This is a genomic window from Vreelandella stevensii S18214, from assembly GCF_000275725.1.
Classification (GTDB): Bacteria; Pseudomonadota; Gammaproteobacteria; order Pseudomonadales; family Halomonadaceae; genus Vreelandella; species Vreelandella stevensii.
In genome coordinates, this window is the sequence record NZ_AJTS01000037.1 from 35,603 (window position 1) to 52,716 (window position 17,114).

At 61.6% G+C, this 17,114-nt stretch carries 16 protein-coding genes and 1 pseudogene; 11 read left to right on the top strand and 6 right to left on the bottom strand.

Translation table 11 applies throughout. The features are described from left to right. Positions 1-37 precede the first annotated feature (37 nt). Genes HSS18214_RS0109065 through HSS18214_RS0109080 form a run of 4 tightly spaced genes read left to right on the top strand, consistent with a single transcriptional unit; the run spans position 38 to position 4,045 of the window. Positions 38-703 (top strand): isochorismatase family protein, encoded by a 666-nt coding sequence (locus HSS18214_RS0109065; RefSeq protein ID WP_016914978.1) that lies wholly within the window; start codon positions 38-40, stop codon positions 701-703. A gap of 15 nt (positions 704-718) precedes the next feature. Continuing rightward, the gene (locus HSS18214_RS0109070; protein ID WP_016914979.1) at positions 719-1,672 is read left to right on the top strand and encodes a polysaccharide deacetylase family protein; all 954 of its coding nucleotides are present in this window, start codon (positions 719-721) and stop codon (positions 1,670-1,672) included. A gap of 4 nt (positions 1,673-1,676) precedes the next feature. Next, positions 1,677-2,624, top strand: a complete 948-nt coding sequence (locus HSS18214_RS0109075; protein ID WP_016914980.1) for a polysaccharide deacetylase family protein — start codon at positions 1,677-1,679, stop codon at positions 2,622-2,624. Then, on the top strand, positions 2,624-4,045 hold the full coding sequence (locus HSS18214_RS0109080) for an FAD-dependent oxidoreductase (protein ID WP_016914981.1): 1,422 nt from the start codon (positions 2,624-2,626) through the stop codon (positions 4,043-4,045). Before HSS18214_RS0109075 ends, HSS18214_RS0109080 begins: the two co-directional genes overlap by 1 nt. Before the next feature lie 107 nt (positions 4,046-4,152). Here HSS18214_RS0109080 and HSS18214_RS0109085 read toward each other — a convergent pair whose 3' ends face one another. After that, entirely contained in the window at positions 4,153-5,115 is a 963-nt protein-coding gene (locus HSS18214_RS0109085; protein WP_016914982.1) for a chromate resistance protein ChrB domain-containing protein, read from the bottom strand. Here HSS18214_RS0109085 and chrA point away from each other — a divergent pair. Next, positions 5,104-6,570 carry a chromate efflux transporter gene (chrA, locus tag HSS18214_RS0109090; protein WP_237718604.1) on the top strand — a complete coding sequence of 489 codons (1,467 nt, stop codon included), beginning with the start codon at positions 5,104-5,106 and terminating at the stop codon, positions 6,568-6,570. The genes HSS18214_RS0109085 and chrA overlap by 12 nt on opposite strands. Before the next feature lie 58 nt (positions 6,571-6,628). Here the strand turns inward: chrA and HSS18214_RS0109095 are convergent, their stop codons facing one another. Genes HSS18214_RS0109095 through HSS18214_RS0109105 form a run of 3 tightly spaced genes read right to left on the bottom strand, consistent with a single transcriptional unit; the run spans position 6,629 to position 8,474 of the window. Further along, positions 6,629-6,847 (bottom strand): DUF1653 domain-containing protein, encoded by a 219-nt coding sequence (locus HSS18214_RS0109095; protein WP_016914984.1) that lies wholly within the window; start codon positions 6,845-6,847, stop codon positions 6,629-6,631. Then, positions 6,844-7,692, bottom strand: coding sequence for a tRNA cyclic N6-threonylcarbamoyladenosine(37) synthase TcdA (tcdA, locus tag HSS18214_RS0109100; protein WP_016914985.1), 849 nt, complete (start codon positions 7,690-7,692; stop codon positions 6,844-6,846). Before tcdA ends, HSS18214_RS0109095 begins: the two co-directional genes overlap by 4 nt. 8 nt (positions 7,693-7,700) lie before the next feature. Next, complete coding sequence (locus HSS18214_RS0109105; protein WP_016914986.1) at positions 7,701-8,474, bottom strand: pseudouridine synthase; 774 nt, start codon at positions 8,472-8,474, stop codon at positions 7,701-7,703. A 180-nt stretch (positions 8,475-8,654) separates the two neighbouring features. On the opposite strand from HSS18214_RS0109105, the pseudogene HSS18214_RS18015 reads away from it, so the two are divergent. The 6 genes and pseudogenes from HSS18214_RS18015 (at position 8,655) to HSS18214_RS0109135 (ending at position 15,383) form a co-directional block, all read left to right on the top strand. Further along, a pseudogene (locus HSS18214_RS18015) lies at positions 8,655-9,935 on the top strand (ABC transporter substrate-binding protein). 20 nt (positions 9,936-9,955) lie between these two features. Further along, positions 9,956-10,891, top strand: a complete 936-nt coding sequence (locus HSS18214_RS0109115; RefSeq protein WP_016914989.1) for an ABC transporter permease — start codon at positions 9,956-9,958, stop codon at positions 10,889-10,891. Then, positions 10,888-11,730, top strand: coding sequence for an ABC transporter permease (locus HSS18214_RS0109120; protein ID WP_016914990.1), 843 nt, complete (start codon positions 10,888-10,890; stop codon positions 11,728-11,730). Before HSS18214_RS0109115 ends, HSS18214_RS0109120 begins: the two co-directional genes overlap by 4 nt. Beyond that, positions 11,727-13,148, top strand: a complete 1,422-nt coding sequence (locus HSS18214_RS0109125) for an ABC transporter ATP-binding protein (protein WP_016914991.1) — start codon at positions 11,727-11,729, stop codon at positions 13,146-13,148. Before HSS18214_RS0109120 ends, HSS18214_RS0109125 begins: the two co-directional genes overlap by 4 nt. An 84-nt stretch (positions 13,149-13,232) precedes the next feature. Beyond that, positions 13,233-13,766, top strand: a complete 534-nt coding sequence (gene sodC, locus HSS18214_RS0109130; protein WP_016914992.1) for a superoxide dismutase family protein — start codon at positions 13,233-13,235, stop codon at positions 13,764-13,766. A gap of 144 nt (positions 13,767-13,910) precedes the next feature. Further along, positions 13,911-15,383 (top strand): carbon starvation CstA family protein, encoded by a 1,473-nt coding sequence (locus HSS18214_RS0109135; RefSeq protein ID WP_016914993.1) that lies wholly within the window; start codon positions 13,911-13,913, stop codon positions 15,381-15,383. A gap of 97 nt (positions 15,384-15,480) precedes the next feature. Here HSS18214_RS0109135 and bfr read toward each other — a convergent pair whose 3' ends face one another. Both bfr and HSS18214_RS19510 read right to left on the bottom strand, forming a co-directional pair. Continuing rightward, on the bottom strand, positions 15,481-15,966 hold the full coding sequence (gene bfr / locus HSS18214_RS0109140) for a bacterioferritin (RefSeq protein ID WP_016914994.1): 486 nt from the start codon (positions 15,964-15,966) through the stop codon (positions 15,481-15,483). A gap of 82 nt (positions 15,967-16,048) precedes the next feature. Then, on the bottom strand, positions 16,049-17,114 hold a 1,066-nt coding region (locus tag HSS18214_RS19510), incomplete at its 5' end, for an RNA-guided endonuclease InsQ/TnpB family protein (RefSeq protein WP_016914995.1).

Consider the following 17,114-nt stretch of genomic DNA (forward strand, 5'->3'; position numbering starts at 1 on the left):
CCCGTGCCGCCAACCAATAACGACTCAGGAGACGATAATGCAGACCACCGACAAAACGGCAAAAGAGATCTTTCACGAGGTCATGGCCAACCCGCAGCGAGTGCCCTTCGGCTTTGGCAAGAAAGCGGTGCTGGTCAATGTGGATCCGCAAAAGGCCTACACCCGCACCGACCTCTTCAAGACCGCCTACGAAACCGACCCCGAACAGCTGGAGTATACGAACCAGTTGGCGCGTGGCTTTCGGGAGAAGGGCTGGCCGGTGGTCTGGACCCATGTTGCCTTTCTGGACTCCGCTGAAGATGCGGGCGTGTGGGGCACCCGTACCGACACCCCCGACTCACTGCAAAACATCAAGTACGGCTCCGAGCGCGCCGAGTTCGACGAGCGCTGCGAGATCGATCGCAGCCGCGACGTGATCTACACCAAGCGCATGCCCTCGGCATTTTTTGAAACGCCGCTGCAGTCACTGCTGGTATGGCACCAAGTCGACACGGTGATCATCACCGGTGGCTCCACGTCGGGCTGCATCCGCGCCACCGCCGTGGAGAGCCTCTCCCGAGGCTATCGCACTATCGTGCCCATGGAGTGCGTGGCCGACAAGCACGAGAGCTACCACTACGCCAACCTGACCGACCTGCACCTCAAGTACGCCGATGTCATGCCCGTGGCTGACGTGCTGGCGTGGCTCGAGGGCGATGCATAAGGCGAGGAGCCCACGATGAAAGAGTCACTTGGCGTTTACGACTACTGGGGCTACGACCAGCGCCCGAAAATCACCTGGCCCGGCGGCGCGAAGGTAGCCTTCTGGGTGGCCCCCAATATCGAGTATTACGAGATCGACCCGCCGCAGAACCCGAGCCGCAAGCCGTGGCCGCACCCCCACCCGTCGGTGCCCGGCTACAGCATTCGCGACTACGGCAACCGGGTGGGCCACCAACGCCAAATGGCCCTGCTGGATAAGTACGGAGTTCGTGGTTCGGTATCGCTTTCCGTGGCGCTCTGCGAGCACCACCCAGAAATCATCCAGATGTGCAAAGAGCGCGACTGGGAGTTCTTCAGCCACGGCATCTACAACACCCGCTACACCTATGGGCTGAGCGAAGCCCAGGAGCGGGCGATGATCCGCGACAGCATGGAGACCATCCATCGCCACACCGGCCAGGCCTGCGCCGGGTATCTGGCGCCTGCGCTCTCCCATTCGGAGCGCACCCTGGACCTGTTTGCCGAAGTGGGCGAGGAGCTATTCGGCGAGCAAGGCGGTGTTTACACCTGCGACCTGTTCCACGATGACCAACCCACGCCGGTCAGCGTGCGTTCCGGCAAGCGGTTCATCTCGATGCCCTACTCGCTGGAGATGAACGACACCATCGTCTACGCGGTGAACAAGGTCGAGCCGCGCCAGTACGCCACCATGCTCAAGCGCCACTTTGACCGCCTGTACCTGGAGGGCGCAGAGTCCGGCACGGTGATGTGCATTCCCACCCACAACTATCAGGTGAGCTGCCCCCACCGCATCAAGGCATTCGAAGAAGCGCTGGAGTACATCACCGGCCACCCGGATGTGTGGGTCGCCACGGGCCGCGAGATTGCCGATTACTACCTGGCCCACCATTACGATGCCGCCCTCGACAGCATCCAGGCCCAGGCCGCCACCGCACGCAGGGAGGGCTAATCCTATGGCATCCAACGACATGGCGCTCAACGACGACTATCTCGATTACCCCTTGCGTCGCCACGGCTACGACCACGACCGCTATGCATGGTCGATGCTGGGCGAGCGCGCCCCCATTACCTGGCCCGGCGGCAAGACATTGGCGGTGTGGATCAACATATCGCTGCAGTTCTACCCGCTCGACCAGCGCGGCGTACCGTTCAAGGTACCCAACGGCATGACCATGCCCTACCCGGACCTGCGCCACTTCTCGCTGCGGGATTACGGCAACCGCGTGGGTATCTATCGCGTGCTGAAAGCGCTGGCCGCGCACAACATCACGCCTACGTTTGCGATCAACGCCCAGCTTGCCGAGCAGACCCCCTATCTGGTGCAGCGCTTGAAAGAGCACGGCGGCGAGTTCATTGCCCACGGCTGGAACATGGACCACCTGCACTACGGCGGCCAGCCCCTCGAAGAAGAGGCCGAGCTGGTCCAGCGCTCCGTGAATACCCTGCGGCAAGTGACCGGCCAACCGGTACGCGGCTGGCTCAGCCCCGCCAAGCACCAGAGCTTCAACACCCTGGACCTGCTAGCAGACAACGGCATCGAGTACTGCGCCGACTGGGTCAACGACGATTTGCCTTACGCGTGTAACACCAACACGGGCAAATTAATCATGATGCCGCTGGCCACCGAGATCGAAGATCAGTTCGTGATGAGCCAAAACCTGCATTCGGAAGACTCATGGGTGACGCAGGTAAAAGACGCGTTCGATTTTCTGCTGGAAGAGTCCCGGGAACAGGGTGGGCGGCTGTTTGCGCTGAACCTACACCCATGGCTGGTGGGCCAGCCTCACCGTATTGCCTGCCTGGAAGAGGTGCTGGCACACATCAGCGGGCATGCCGACGTATGGCAAGCCCCGGCGGGCGAGATTCTGGACGCCTTCCACCAAGCGGCGGAGCAAGCATAATGGCGATACTTCCTTATTCACCCGGTGGTTTCGATGCCCACCTGCCGCTGCTGATCATCGGTGCGGGTGCCTGCGGGCTGGTGGCCGCCCTGGCAGCACAGGAAGCGGGTATCGAGCTTGCGGTGCTGGAGCGCGATGCTCTGCCCCGTGGCAGCACAGCGATGTCGTCGGGGTTTATTCCTGCCGCCAATACGCGCTTTCAGCATGAGCTAGGCGTCACGGACTCTGCCGAGGCCATGGCAGAGGATATTCAAAAGAAGAACGGCTTCGAGGCGGACCCGGCCATCGTCGACCTGCTGGCCAACCAATCCGGCCCCACCATCGAGTGGCTGGCAGACCGGCACGGTGTGCCTTTCGAACTGGTGGAAGGCTTTCTCTACCCTGGCCACCGCCACCTGCGCATGCACGCCACGCCTCGGCGCACTGGGGAAGAGTTGATGGGCGCGCTGCTCAACGCCGCCGAAGCCGCAGGCATCGACATCCTGACCCAGGCCCGGGTAGTGGATCTGCACGTGGACAGCTCCCAGCGCGTGCGTGGCGTCACCCTGGAGCGCCCAGACGGCAGCCGCGAAAGCATTGGTTGCGACGCGCTGATTCTAGCCTGCAACGGCTATGGCGGTAACCCTGAGCTGGTCGAGCGCTACCTGCCCACGCTGAAACACGCACTCTATTACGGCCACGAAGGCAACCAGGGCGATGCCTTGCTGTGGGGCCAGGCAATGGGCGCGAGCACCAAGGATCTGGGCGCCTGCCAGGGCCATGGCTCCCTCGCCACGCCGCACCAAACGCTGATCAGTTGGGCGCTGATGATGCAAGGGGGTATTCAGGTCAATATCAAGGGCGAGCGCTTTTCCAATGAGCATGGCGGCTACTCCGAACAGGCCGCCAAGGTGCTGGCGCAGCCGGAGCAAGTGGCCTGGAACCTGTATGATGCGCGCATTCATGAGTCTGCGCAGGCGTTCGAAGATTATCGTAATGCCGAGGAGAGCGGCGCGGTACGCAGTTTCTCAAACCTGGAAGAGATGGCCACGGGCCTGAAGCTCCCCCTGGGCGCACTGCAAGCCACCTTCACTCAGATGCAGCAGCACGCCTTGCAGCAAACCACGGATGCATTTGGCCGCCGCTTCGAACCCGCCAACCTGCTGAAAGCCCCCTACTACGCCATTCGCGTCACCGGGGCGCTGTTCCATACCCAGGGCGGCCTGGAAGTGAACCGCAAGGCCCGCGTGCTCGATACCCAGGGCCAGGCACTGCCCAACCTGTTTGCCGCAGGCGGCGCGGCGCGCGGGGTGTCGGGCTCCAACGACAGCGGCTATCTTTCCGGCAACGGGCTGTTGAGCGCCGTGGTGCTGGGCGCGGTAGCAGGCAAAAGTGCCGCCGAGCTGCTGCACTTGAAGCTCAGCTCCGCCGCGCTTCCTTGATATTCATGGATTGGTAGCACACCACCCCATGGTCAGGTGGTGTGCTTAATCCACTCGCAATATCCAGCAAAAGGCACACCCATTGCCATTGGGCAGCCAACGTTAATTTAACCTGTACTCCCCGCCAAATACCCCTGATAGAGGTCGTCAAACAAGCTATCTGTGTGCTGCAGCAAGACATCATCGTTGTCACAGCGCTCCCTGGCCCCGGCTAGCATAAGCTTTAATCCCACAGCCTCTGCGACAGGTGTGCCACCTACATCCAAGTAGTGAACAAGCGCTGCCATCCTTTGCAAACCCATATCTTGCTCAAGGCCAAAGCTTGCGATCAGTACTTCAAAGGTCACCTTTTCACCAACATGAGTGAAATCTGCGCCATCAAAGTCAAACCCAAGCGCACCGACTGGGCATTGGCTTGGATGTGCAAGCCAGACAAAGTGGGCCTCTGGATCGATGAAACGCCGTATCAGCCAGGCAGAAGCGAGCCTATCCACCCAAGGGCGACGACGCGTTGCCCACACTTTGGCGCAAAATTTGGCACGCTCAAGCCGAGGGATGTCAGCCTGAATTGACCGTGGCTCGTCTGGTACAAAACAGCGATTGAAGAGGGTCTCAGCGTTTGCCAATTCCTGGACAGTTTGTTCGCCTTCTGGTCCAGGAAAAAAGTCGATCTCCACAATACTATGTAAACGACGTTGCAACTGGGTCAGTTGGCGCTGTGCTTCTCGCGCCTCCAATTGAGAACATGCTTGCTGCCAGACGAGTACATCCGCCTGCAACGCTTGAAAATCTGATGTGCGATCAAAAAGTGAAGCCAGCACATCAGCACTATCGATGGCGGATTCGGCTACTTCGATCAGCAGTGCGTTTCCTTTCAATTCCCGAACAGCGACCATTTGCTCCTCCAGCGCTTTCCTACGCGAGTGGCTGGCAGGCAGCAGATACACGCCATCTCTGAGCACCGCAGCACCCAAACCACGCAGTGCCCGCCAAATCCTCATCCGTGGGGTACCCGCCCGTCCCGCAAGACGCATGATCAGTATTAACCAATGCTGTGCATGATCAGCCATACCGGCTCCTTCGTTGTACGTATGACTAACTTGTTATACATTTTACAAAAAACCTCTCACTTCACCAAAGAGTGTTCCATGCATCCCATCAATGAGTCGCCCCATCACGTCCCATTTCGCGAGGCCGTCAAAGTATGGTTGAGAATAGCGCTATTGAGCTTTGGTGGCCCCGCAGGGCAAATAGCGGTGATGCATCGCATTCTTGTTGAAGAAAAAAAATGGATTGGAGAGCGCCGTTTTCTTCACGCACTGAACTATTGCATGATGCTTCCGGGACCAGAAGCGCAACAGCTGGCTATTTATATCGGGTGGCTGATGCATCGCACCAAAGGCGGCTTGGTCGCGGGCAGTCTTTTTGTGTTGCCTGGCTTCATCGCTATTCTTGCCTTGAGCTACCTCTATGCCACCTTGGGCAACGTGGGTGCCGTTGAAGGGCTCTTCTTTGGGCTCAAGGCCGCCGTGCTGGCCGTCGTACTCAATGCCGTCGTTCGCATCGGTAAGCGAGCCTTGAAAAACCGGGTCATGCTCAGCCTTGCTGCGGCCGCGTTTATTGCCATCTTCTTTTTCGAAGTGGCATTCCCACTGATCATTCTGAGCGCCGCTCTACTCGGTTATTGGGGAGGAAAACATGGCATCGCGGCCTTTCAAGCAGGAGGCGGCCATGGCAATGCCGACGCCTCGGTACTGAGCGACCGGGATTCTCTACTTGGCGAAGGGCTGCCTGCCCATGCACGCCCCAGTCGCCAGTGGTCTCTGCGCATGTCAGGTACGTTGCTCCTGTTATGGCTGACCCCCGTAGTACTGCTCCTGGCTCTATTCGGTAGCGACAATGTATTCAGCCAGATTGCGCTCTTCTTCAGTCAAATGGCGGTAGTGACGTTTGGCGGCGCTTACGCGGTACTGGGCTACGTCACTCAAGAAGCGGTGCAACATTACGGGTGGTTAGCGCCGGGTGAAATGCTGGATGGCCTGGGCATGGCGGAAACCACCCCAGGCCCACTGATTCAAGTCGTGCAGTTTGTCGGATTTATGGGCGCTTTTCGTGAGGCCACAGGCCTTGACCCCATGGTAGCGGCAACGCTGGCGGCATTGCTGACCACTTGGGTAACGTTCGTTCCCTGTTTTCTCTGGATATTTCTGGGCGCTCCCCATGTAGAGCGCCTACGCGACAATCGCGCCCTGAGCGCTGCGCTGTCCGCCATTACCGCTGCAGTCGTCGGGGTAATTCTCAACCTGGCCATCTGGTTCGGGCTTCACGTCATCTTCGCTGACGTAGGCGAATGGCACATCATGGGCGCTCGTTTGCTGATACCTGACGTAGCCACTCTGGACCTGCTGGCACTATTGCTGTCGGCAAGCGCCATGATCGCAATTTTTCGTTTCAACGTAGGCATGCTCACAGTGCTGGCTAGCTGCGCTATTTTTGGTGTTTTGGCATCTTTAGCAGGCTTGTAAACGATCAGATACACCATCACTCACTCATTGTGCGATGGTGTGTTATCTGAGTCAGCGCCTAAAACGCCTTCTCCAACGCAAAGCGCGGCTGGGTATTCCCTTCTTTCGTCACGCTCTCCATGAACATCGCCAGCGGGCGCACCCAGAGGCCGTAGTCGCCGTAGAGGGCGCGGTAGACCACCAGCGGTTCTTCGCTTTCGCTGTGCTGGGCGGTGCCCATCACTTCGTAAAGGCTGCCTTTGTAGTGGCGGTAAATGCCAGGGGTGGGGGTGATCATTCGCTTTCCTCTTCGGTTGTGTGTGTGGCGGCGGGCTGCTGCGCTTTTTTGGCGAGGCGCTCCAGTACTTTGGAGGCGGCCACGAAGCCAAAGGTCCCGGTGAGAAAGGTCGCCGCGCCAAAGCCAGAGGCGCAGTCCAGCCGTGTAGCCTCGTTGCTGCCGGGCTTTTGCAGGCACACTTCGCCGTCGGCACTGGGGTAGATCAACTGCTCATCGGAGTAGACGCACTCCACCGAGAAGCGCCGCTTGGGATTGCGGGAGAAGCCGTAGTCGCGGCGCAATCTTGAGCGCACTTTGGAGAGCAGCGGGTCGTGCTCGGTACGGGTCAAATCCGCCACTTGAATGCGCGTGGGGTCGGTTTGCCCGCCTGCCGCACCGGTGACGGTAATCGGGATCTTGCGCCGCTTGCACCAGGCAATCAGCGCGGCCTTGGCGATGACGCTGTCGATGGCATCCACCACGTGGTCGGCATCGTCGGGAATGCGTTCGGCCAGATTGGTGGGCGTGACGAAGGCGGTATCCGCGATGATTTCGATCTCGGGGGCAATCAGGCGGCAGCGCTGGGCCAAAACGTCTACTTTGGGCTGGCCAATCGTGCCATCCAGCGCGTGAAGCTGGCGGTTGACATTGGAGACACACACGTCGTCCAGATCGATCAGCGTGAGCTTGCCGATGCCTGAGCGGGCTAGCGCCTCGACCGTCCAGCTACCCACACCACCGACCCCGACGACCACCACGTGGGCACGGCGAAATGCCTGCGCCGCACGCTGGCCGTAAAGGCGCCGAATACCGCCAAAGCGGAAATCATAATCGCTGGAAGAGGGCGTAGATTCATTCAATGACATGGGCTGACTCACAGGGCTTGCAGGACAGAAGGCTTGGCAATGGGTGGCGTTCGCACGCTATCCAGGGGTAAATGCCCCTGCCAGCCAAACTGCTCGAACAGGTGCTTCATGGTGTCGTCCACGGCACAGCCAAGCTGAATGCGCTTATCCAGCAGCGGATGATCGAAGGCCAGGTAAGTCGCTGCCAGCAGCAGGCGTGGCGCTGCCAGCTGTTCGGCAAAAAAGCGGTTGTGGACACTCTTGCCGTGCTTGGCGTCGCCGATGATCGGGTAGCCGCGACGGGACAAGTGGCGGCGTATCTGGTGCCGTCGCCCGGTCAGGGGGCGCGCCTCCACCAGCGAGTAACGCGCCACCGGGTAGCGGTCTACCTGCACGGGTAGCTCGACGCTGTCCAGGCGGCGAATGTCGGTCATCGCGGGCATGGCGGGCATTTCCGCCTTGGGTCGGGTGCCGTCCTCCTCCCTGAGCGGGTAGTCCAGCCGCTCCTGCTCAGGTGCCTTGCCGCGCACCACGGCCAGGTAACGCTTCTCCACCTGGCGTTCGCTGAACGCTTCGGCCAGCAGCGCCGCCGCTTCCGACGAGAGCCCCAGCACCATGACCCCGGAGGTGGGGCGGTCCAGCCGATGCACGGGATATACCCGCTTGCCCAACTGGTCGCGCAGGCGCTGGAGCAGAAATTCGGTTTCTCCCCGCGCCAGGGCGGAGCGGTGCACCAGCAGCCCGGAAGGCTTATGCACGGCAACGAGATGCTCATCCTGATAGAGGATGTTGAGTGGCGGCATGGAATTCCCTACTAACGGCATGAAACGACGACCCGGGTGGCGATATGCCCGGCGGGCTATTGTCGCGGCTACAGAGGTGAATGTCATCCGTTGCACAGACGAGAATGACTTTCATACCTGACCTGATATGTTATAAGATAACTCTTTTATTCCATCAGGAGTTTCTTATGAAGCGCGCCTTTGCTGCGGGAGGGAGCCACCTTTCATGACGGCAGCGCCGTGACCGCCGAGGCAGCGCTCCACAGCCTGGAAGTCGCCCGTGCCAAACCGGGCATACTCGACAGCGCCCCGATTCAGCAGATGCGGGCCGACCAGGGTGCCGTGGTCATCGAGCTGGAAAGCCCCTTCTCGCCCCTGCCGGCCCTGTTGGCACACTCCACCGCGCTGATTCTTGCCGATGCGGCGTTTGCCGATAATGGCGACGTCGTGGCGATGATCGGTAGCGGCCCTTATCAAGTGGAGGCGCTCTCGCCCCCGCAGCGCATGACCGTCACGCGGTTCGAGGATTACTAGGGGGAGCCCGCCAACATTGCCAGCGCCAGCTACCTGGCCGTTAGCCGAGGCGAAACCCGCGCCCTGATGGCCGAAAGCGGTGACGCCGATATCGTGTACACCCTGGACCCCGCCAGCCAGGCACGCCTGGCGCGCAACGCACGGCTAGCGCTGCACGCCGAGCCGCTGCCACGCACCATCATGCTGAAACTGAATGCAGGCCATGCGCTGCTGGAAGATGCGCGCGCTCGTCAGGCGCTGAGCATGGCCATCGACCGGCAGGGCATTGCGGCGGGCCTGCTGCGCACCCCGGAAGCCGCGGCCGCCGAACTCTTCCCGGATAGCCTTGGCCTCTGGCACCTGGGGCTTGACCCTGCGGATGCCCAGGATATCGAGGCCGCCAAGGCGCTGCTGGCCGAACTGGGCTGGGAAGCAGGGCGTGATGGCATGCTGGAGCGCGATGGCCAGCCGTTTGCCTTGACCCTGCGCACCTATGCGGATCGCCCCGAGCTTCCGGTCGTGGCCACTGCCCTGCAGGATCAGTGGCGCGATATTGGTGTCGCGCTGGAAGTCGCCATGGGTAACGCCAGCGAGATCCCTTCCGGCCACCACGACAACAGCCTGGAAGTCGGCCTGGTAGGCCGCAACTACGGTCTGGTGCCCAACCCGCTGGGCTCGCTGATGGACGATATCGGCAGTGACGCCAACTCGATGGGCGGCGACTGGGGCACCATGAACTGGCGTGACGAAGAGGTGGCTCAGTGGCTGGACGCGCTGCGTCAAGCCACCGACGAGCAGACCCTCGATGACCTGGCACCGCTGGTCGCAGAGCGCCTTCACCAGCAGATGCCGCTGATTCCCGTGGCCTGGTATCAACAAACCGCAGCGGTCAACAGCGCCCTGGAAGGGTTCTCCATCGATCCGCTGGAGCGCAGTTACCGCATCGACCAAATGGGGTGGGCAGAGTGATATCACGCTGGAACCATGGATTGGGCCGACTACTGTGGTCGCGGCTGTTGCAGGCAGGGCTGGTGGCCTGGCTGGTGGGCACGCTGACGTTCATCATTACCCGCACTCTGCCAGGCGATATGGCCTACCGCATTGCCGCCGGTCGCTATGGGCATGACATGGTGGATGGCGCCGCCGCCGAGGCCGTGCGGGCCGAGCTGGCGCTGGACCAGTCGGGCCTGGGCGCCTACCTGGGCTGGCTCTGGGATCTCGTCCAGTTCGATCTGGGCCGCTCGCTGGTGAGCGGGCGGCCCGTGCTGGAAGAGCTTTCCCACCAGTTGGGCCACTCCTTGAGCCTGGCCGTGGTGGCGGTGTTGCTCTCGCTGCTGATTGGCCCCCCGCTGGGGCTGGCGGCCGGGCGCCGCCCCGGCGGCCTGCTGGATCGCACCAGTGAAGTCGCCGCCAGCGTGTTGCGCGCGCTGCCCGCCTTTGCCGTCGGGCTGCTGCTGATCATGCTGTTTGCCGTCACCCTGGGCTGGCTGCCGGTGGCAGGCCACGGTGGGCCGCTGCATACCGTGCTACCGGCCCTGACGCTGGCGCTGGGCCTGGCGGCGGTCTCCAGCCGCGTGGCTCGCAACGCCATGGCCGAGGTTTCCCAGTCGGCCTATTACGCCTTTTCTCACACCAAGGGCCTTGGGCCACGGCGCAGCTTCCTGCGCCACGGTCTGCGCAACGCATCGGTGCCCGTGGTGGCCTATCTGGGCGTCCAGTTCGTCTACCTGATCGAAGGTGTCGTGGTGGTCGAAACCCTGTTCGCCTGGCCCGGCATCGGCCACGCCCTGGTGCACGCCATCGTGGCCCGAGACGTGCCGATGATTCAGGGCACGGCGCTGGTCATGGGCCTGCTGTTCGTGCTGCTGAATACGGCGGTGGATATCGCCTGCCACCTACTCGACCCAAGGAGACGCCAAGCATGATGGGCACTACCTCGTCACGGCTACCTGCCTCCCGCCCCCTGCATGGCCATACGACGCTGCTATCGGCGCGCCAATGGTGGGGCGCGGGCCTGCTGGCCCTGCTGCTCGCCTTTGCCTGGCTGGTGCCCTGGCTGGTCGACGCCGACCCCGCCCGCCAGCAGCTCAGCCGCATCCTGCAGGCACCCTCGCTGGCCGAGCCCTTCGGTACCGACCACCTTGGCCGCAGCATGCTGGCGCGTATGGCGGCCGCCATTCGGCTCTCATTGGGCATGGCACTGCTCAGCGTAGCCACCGCCGCCATTCCCGGCGTACTGCTGGGCGTCGTGGCGGGCTGGCGGGGCGGCTGGACCGACCGCCTGCTGGGTAGCGTTGCCGATGCCTGCCTGGCGCTGCCGGGCCTGTTGCTGGTGCTGCTGCTGGCCGCCATCGCCCCCGGCAACTTCTGGACCCTCTACGTGGGGATCTCGCTGGTGCTGTGGATCGAGTATTTCCGGGTAGTACGAGCGCGCACCCAAGCGCTGGTCACTTCGCCACAGATCGAAGCCAGCCGACTGCTGGGGTTTGGCCCGGTGATGCTGTTTCGTCGCCACTTATGGCCGGAGCTGGCGCCCCAGGTGTTCACACTGGCCGCCTTCGGTGCCGCCAGCGCGATTCTCGCCATGGCCGCGCTGGGCTTTGTCAGCGTTGGCCTGCGGCCGCCCACGGCGGAACTGGGCTTGATGATGATCGAGCTGTTGCCCTACTACCACGAAGCTCCCTGGGCCATGGCGCAGCCGATTTTCGTGCTGTTCGTGGTGGTCTTGAGCTTGAACCTGCTGGCAGGGAAGGACCCACGATGACCTCCATGACGCTCACCACTCAACTGCTGGATGTCAGTGATCTGGAGATCACTGGCGATGGCGTCACCATCGCCCCGATCAGCTTTCGCCTGGCCGCTGGCCAGCGCCTGACCCTGCTGGGGGAAACCGGTTCGGGCAAGAGCCTGATTGCCCAGGCCATCATGGGCACGCTGCCGCCGGGGCTGGCGGCGCAAGGTTCGCTGGAGATTGCCGGTGTGACTTACCCTGCCGACGCCCCGCAAAGCCGGCAGGCGCTGTGGGGCCGCACTCTGGCGCTGCTGCCCCAGGAGCCCTGGAACGCGCTGGACCCCACCATGCGCGCCCTGCCACAAGTGGCAGAAACCCATCGTTTCGTCGCTGGCAAGACAGCAGCAGACGCCCAAGCCGCCGCCAAGGCCGAGTTGAGCCGCCTGGGTCTTGCCCATGCGCTGCATAAACTGCCGGGGGAGCTTTCCGGCGGCATGGCCCAGCGGGTGGCCTTCGCGGCCGCCAGCGCTGCGGGGGCTGCCATGGTGATTGCCGATGAGCCCACCAAAGGGCTGGATGCCCCGCGCCGGGATGACGTGGTCGAATTACTGGCCAGCACCCCCGAGCGTGGCGGCGCCCTGCTGACCATCACACACGATATCGAAGTCGCCCGGCGACTGGGGGGCGAAGTGATCATTCTGCGCAAGGGACAGGTGGTTGAACGCGGTCCTGCCGAAGTGCTGCTGAACCACCCGAATACCGAGTATGCCCAACGCCTGCTGGCCGCCGAACCCAGCCGCTGGCCCGATCCCCCCGTGTTTCGTGGCCACGCCGAGGCCCCCGTGGTCAGCGCCCAGGGGCTTGCCATGACGCGCGGCGGTCGAGAGCTCTTCTCCCAGCTGGAGGTCAGCCTGCGCCCCGGCGAAATCGTCGGCGTGGTGGGCCCTTCCGGCTGCGGAAAGAGCACGCTGGGCGATATTCTGCTGGGCGTCACGCGGCCCAATCAGGGGCGCGTCGACTACCATCAAAGTATTCCCGTACTGGGCCGCCAGAAGCTCTACCAGGACCCTCCGGCCGCCTTTTCGCCCCACTGGACACTGGCGCAGCTGCTGGCCGACCTGCAGTGCCGTCACCGCTTCGACCCGGCACGGGTAGCACCGCTGCTGCAGCGCCTGGGGCTCGACGACCACCTGCTGGCCCGCCGGCCGGGGGAGATTTCCGGCGGCGAACTGCAGCGCTTCGCGATGCTGCGCGTGTTGCTGCTCGAGCCACGCTTTCTGTTCGCCGACGAACCCACGTCCAGGCTCGACCCCGTCACTCAGCAGCACACCCTCAGCCTGCTCATCGAGCTGGCCCGGGAACAGGGCTGTGCGGTGATGCTGGTCAGCCATGACCCGGCCTTGATCGAGAAAGTGTGTGATCGTCAGATGGCCCTGGCGTTGGCGGGTTAGCCCTTCGCCAACTACCTTGATAAGGCACCCCTTGGCACGCCACGCTGTGCCAGGGCTTCCATGGACAAGGAAAGGAGCCATCACATGCGCTATTCATTACCGCTGACCGGTATCGCTGCGGCCCTGCTGTTGGCAGGCGCGGCACAGGCCAATGAAGCATTGGACGTCGAGATACACAAGGTGAGCGCTGAAGGTATCGAAGAGTCGATTGGTACCATCGCCATCGAGCATACCGATCACGGCGTGCTCTTCACGCCCTCCTTGAGTGATCTGGAGCCAGGCGTGTACGGCTTTCACATGCATGAAAACGCCAGCTGCGACCCGGCTGAAAACGAAGATGGCGAGATGACCGCAGCGCAAGCGGCTGGTGGCCACTACGACCCCGAAGAGACCGACACCCACCAGGGCCCCTATGGCGATGGCCACCTGGGTGATTTGCCGGTGCTGACCGTCAATGAGGACGGAGAAGCCAACCTGCCGGTGCTGGCACCGCGCCTGAGCATGGAAGACGTGCTGGGCCGCAGCCTGATCATTCATGAAGGCGGCGACACCTACGATGACGAACCTCACCTGGGCGGCGGCGGTGCTCGCATGGCGTGTGGCGTGATCAGCTCGTAACTCCACTAAAGTCGTAAGCCACTAAAGTCGTCAACCACTAAAGTTGTAAGGCATGACCTGACAGGTCTCTGTACATTCCTTCCGGCTAAATAAGCGTGGCCCGTCAATGGCCACGCACTCCCCCAGACCTGTTGAGTGCTTTAGATGATTACCTTCATTCTCTCGATACTACTGCTGATCGTGGGTTACTTTACCTACGGCAAGTTCGTCGAGCGCGTGTTTGTCGCTGATCGTAAGCGCCAGACCCCCGCTTTCAGCATGCGCGATAACATCGACTACGTGCCGATGAATACGACGCGTAACTCCTTGATTCAGCTGCTTAACATTGCAGGCGTAGGCCCCATTTTCGGCCCTATCCTGGGGGCGCTGTACGGCCCGGTGGCGTTCGTCTGGATCGTCATTGGCTGTATTTTCGCCGGTGCCGTTCACGACTACCTGACCGGCATGATCTCGATTCGTAACCACGGCGCGCACTTGCCCCAACTGGCTGGCAAGTTTCTGGGTAAAGCCATGAAGCACGTGGTCAACGGCTTTGCCATTTTGCTGCTGTTGCTGGTGGGTACGGTGTTCGTGACGTCGCCCGCTGCCCTGCTGGCCAACATGACCTCTTTCTCGGTCACGCTGATCATCCTGGCCATCTTTGCCTATTACCTGGTGGCCACGCTGCTGCCCATCGACAAGGTGATTGGCCGTATCTACCCCTACTTTGGAGCGCTGCTGCTGTTCAGCGCCGCCGGTATCGGCATCGGCCTCGTGGTCACTGGTGCGCCCATTCCCGAACTCTCTTTCCAGAACATGCACCCAGACAATGCGCCCATTTTCCCGCTGCTGTTTCTGACCATTTCCTGTGGTGCGCTTTCCGGCTTTCATGCCACCCAGACACCGATCATCTCGCGAACCACTGAAAACGAAACCAATGGCCGCAAGATCTTCTACGGCATGATGATTGCCGAAGGCGTGATTGCCATGATCTGGGCCGCCGCCGCCATGAGCCTGTTCTACGGCGACCAGACCCTGTCCGACGTGCTGGCGTCCGGTGGCCCGGCCGCCGTGGTCAGCGAAGTCTCTACCACCATGCTGGGCGCCGTCGGTGGCACGCTGGCGGTACTGGGTGTCATTGTGCTGCCCATCACGTCCGGCGACACCGCTTTCCGCAGTGCGCGCATGATCATTGCCGACTATCTGAAAGTGGGCCAGAAACCGATCGCCAAGCGCATCATGATCGCGCTGCCGCTGTTCGTGGCCTCTTATGCGCTCACCCACATGGACTTCACGCTGCTGTGGCGCTACTTCTCCTGGGCCAACCAGACCACCGCCGTCATCGCCCTGTGGACCGCGACGATGTACCTGGTACTCTCACGCAAGCCCTACCTGATCACCTCCATCCCGGCGGTCTTCATGACCATGGCAACGTTCACCTACCTCGCCTACGCCCCCATTGGCTTCAACCTGCCGCTGCAGGTCAGCTACGTAGTTGCCGCGTGCGGTACGCTGGTGTGCATCGCGCTGTTCATGAAGCGGGTACGTCGCCTGAGCCGGACGACCTTCAGCGTCGATGAACCCGTTCTCGAGGCCCCAGCGAATCCGGAGGGCCAGCTGGCGCCTCAGGGCCAGTGACCCGCCATTCATTCCGAAGCGCATAAAAAACGGGCAGCCCCTTGGGGCTGCCCGTTTTGGTTGGCGGGGCAATGCAGTGCATGCCCGGCTTGACGCGTTACTCTTCGTCGGTCGCCAACGCCATGTGCTTTTGCAGGTAGTTCTGAATACCGACCTGCTCGATCAGCTTCAGCTGCGTTTCGATGTGGTCGATATGACCCTCTTCATCGGCCAGCAGGTCGCGCAGCAGGTCACGGGTCACGTAATCCTTGACGCTTTCGCAGTAGGTGATGGCTTCGATGTAGTCGTTGCGGCCGTCGTGCTCGATCTTGAGATCGGCTTCCAGCATTTCCTTGACGTTCTCGCCGATGTGCAGCTTGCCGAGGTCTTGCAGGTTGGGGATGCCTTCCAGGAACAGGATGCGCTCGATCAGCTTGTCAGCGTGCTGCATCTCTTCGATGGACTCGTCGTACTCCCACTTGGCCAGGGTTTTCAACCCCCAATCCTTGTACATCTTGGCGTGCAGGAAGTACTGGTTGATGGCGACCAGTTCGTTGCCGAGTGCGATGTTGAGATGCTGAATGACCTTCGGATCACCTTTCATGCCGTCACCTTCTTTTAGAGTATAGTGCTGTTGATTACAGCTGCGTCAAACAAGGAGTATAGGCCTTGACGCCCTCCCCGCCCTAAAGGACGGGGATTCCAACTTCTTGAGGGCAACGTCCTGCCCCGAGGCTGAGGATATTCCGGGCCGCATTCACGTCCCGGTCGTGGAGTACACCACACTCCACGCACTCCCAGACCCTTACTCGCAACCCGTTGACGCCCTGCGGCCCGCTAAGCGAGCCGCACGACGAACAGGCGCGGGTGGTGTTGGTTTCGCGAACGACCTTGAAGACGATGCCTGCGTGAGCGCATTTATATTCCAGCATCGTTTTCAGTTGTGACCAGCCAGCGTCGTAGACGCTTTTGGCCATCCTGGTCTTCGCGAGCCTGGTTGAGGAAACATCGCCCACGACGATTTCGCCGTACTGGTTGACGAGTTTCCGGGAAAACTTGTGCTGCGCGTCCTGGCGACGGTTCTTGATCTTGGCGTGAATAGCTTTTACCCGCCGCTTGTTGCGGGCACGTTGGGCTGTCGCCAACTGGTCTTCCATGCGGCGGTAGAAGCGGCTGTTTTCCAGCCTTCCTCCATCGCTACAGGTGGCCACATCCTTGAGCCCAAGGTCGATGCCAACGGCGCCCTGCCCAAGCGTCGGCTGCACGTCCACCTCGACCGCAACATTGAAATACCACCGGCCCCGGCTATCTTCGTTGAAACTGCCGGCACGGAACTTGTATGTCGACAGGCCGTAGCTATCCCACACCTTGAAGTAGGTGCCGTTGTGAAATACCTGCCCGTTCTTCCACTTGGCCGCGCCGGTATTGACCGGAATCCAGCCAAGTGAGCGGCGTACACCGCCGGACTTGCGCCAATTCAAGCGGGGCTTTTTGAACTGCTTGCGGCGGGCAACGTATTCAGCAGCGATGCATTGCAGCGTTTGGCTGTGCAGGCCGAGGTCCTTGCCAGCACCCTTGGTATAGGGGTGCATGTCGTAGGCAGACAGAAACAGACCTTTCTCCCGAATGGCTCGGGAAGACAGTTCGTTGAGGTAGTTCCAAACAAAATTCACGCTGCGGGCCATGCGGTTAAGCTCGGCGGCGTGTTTGTCCTTCACTCGAACCTTGAGGGTCTTGGTCTGCTTCATGGCT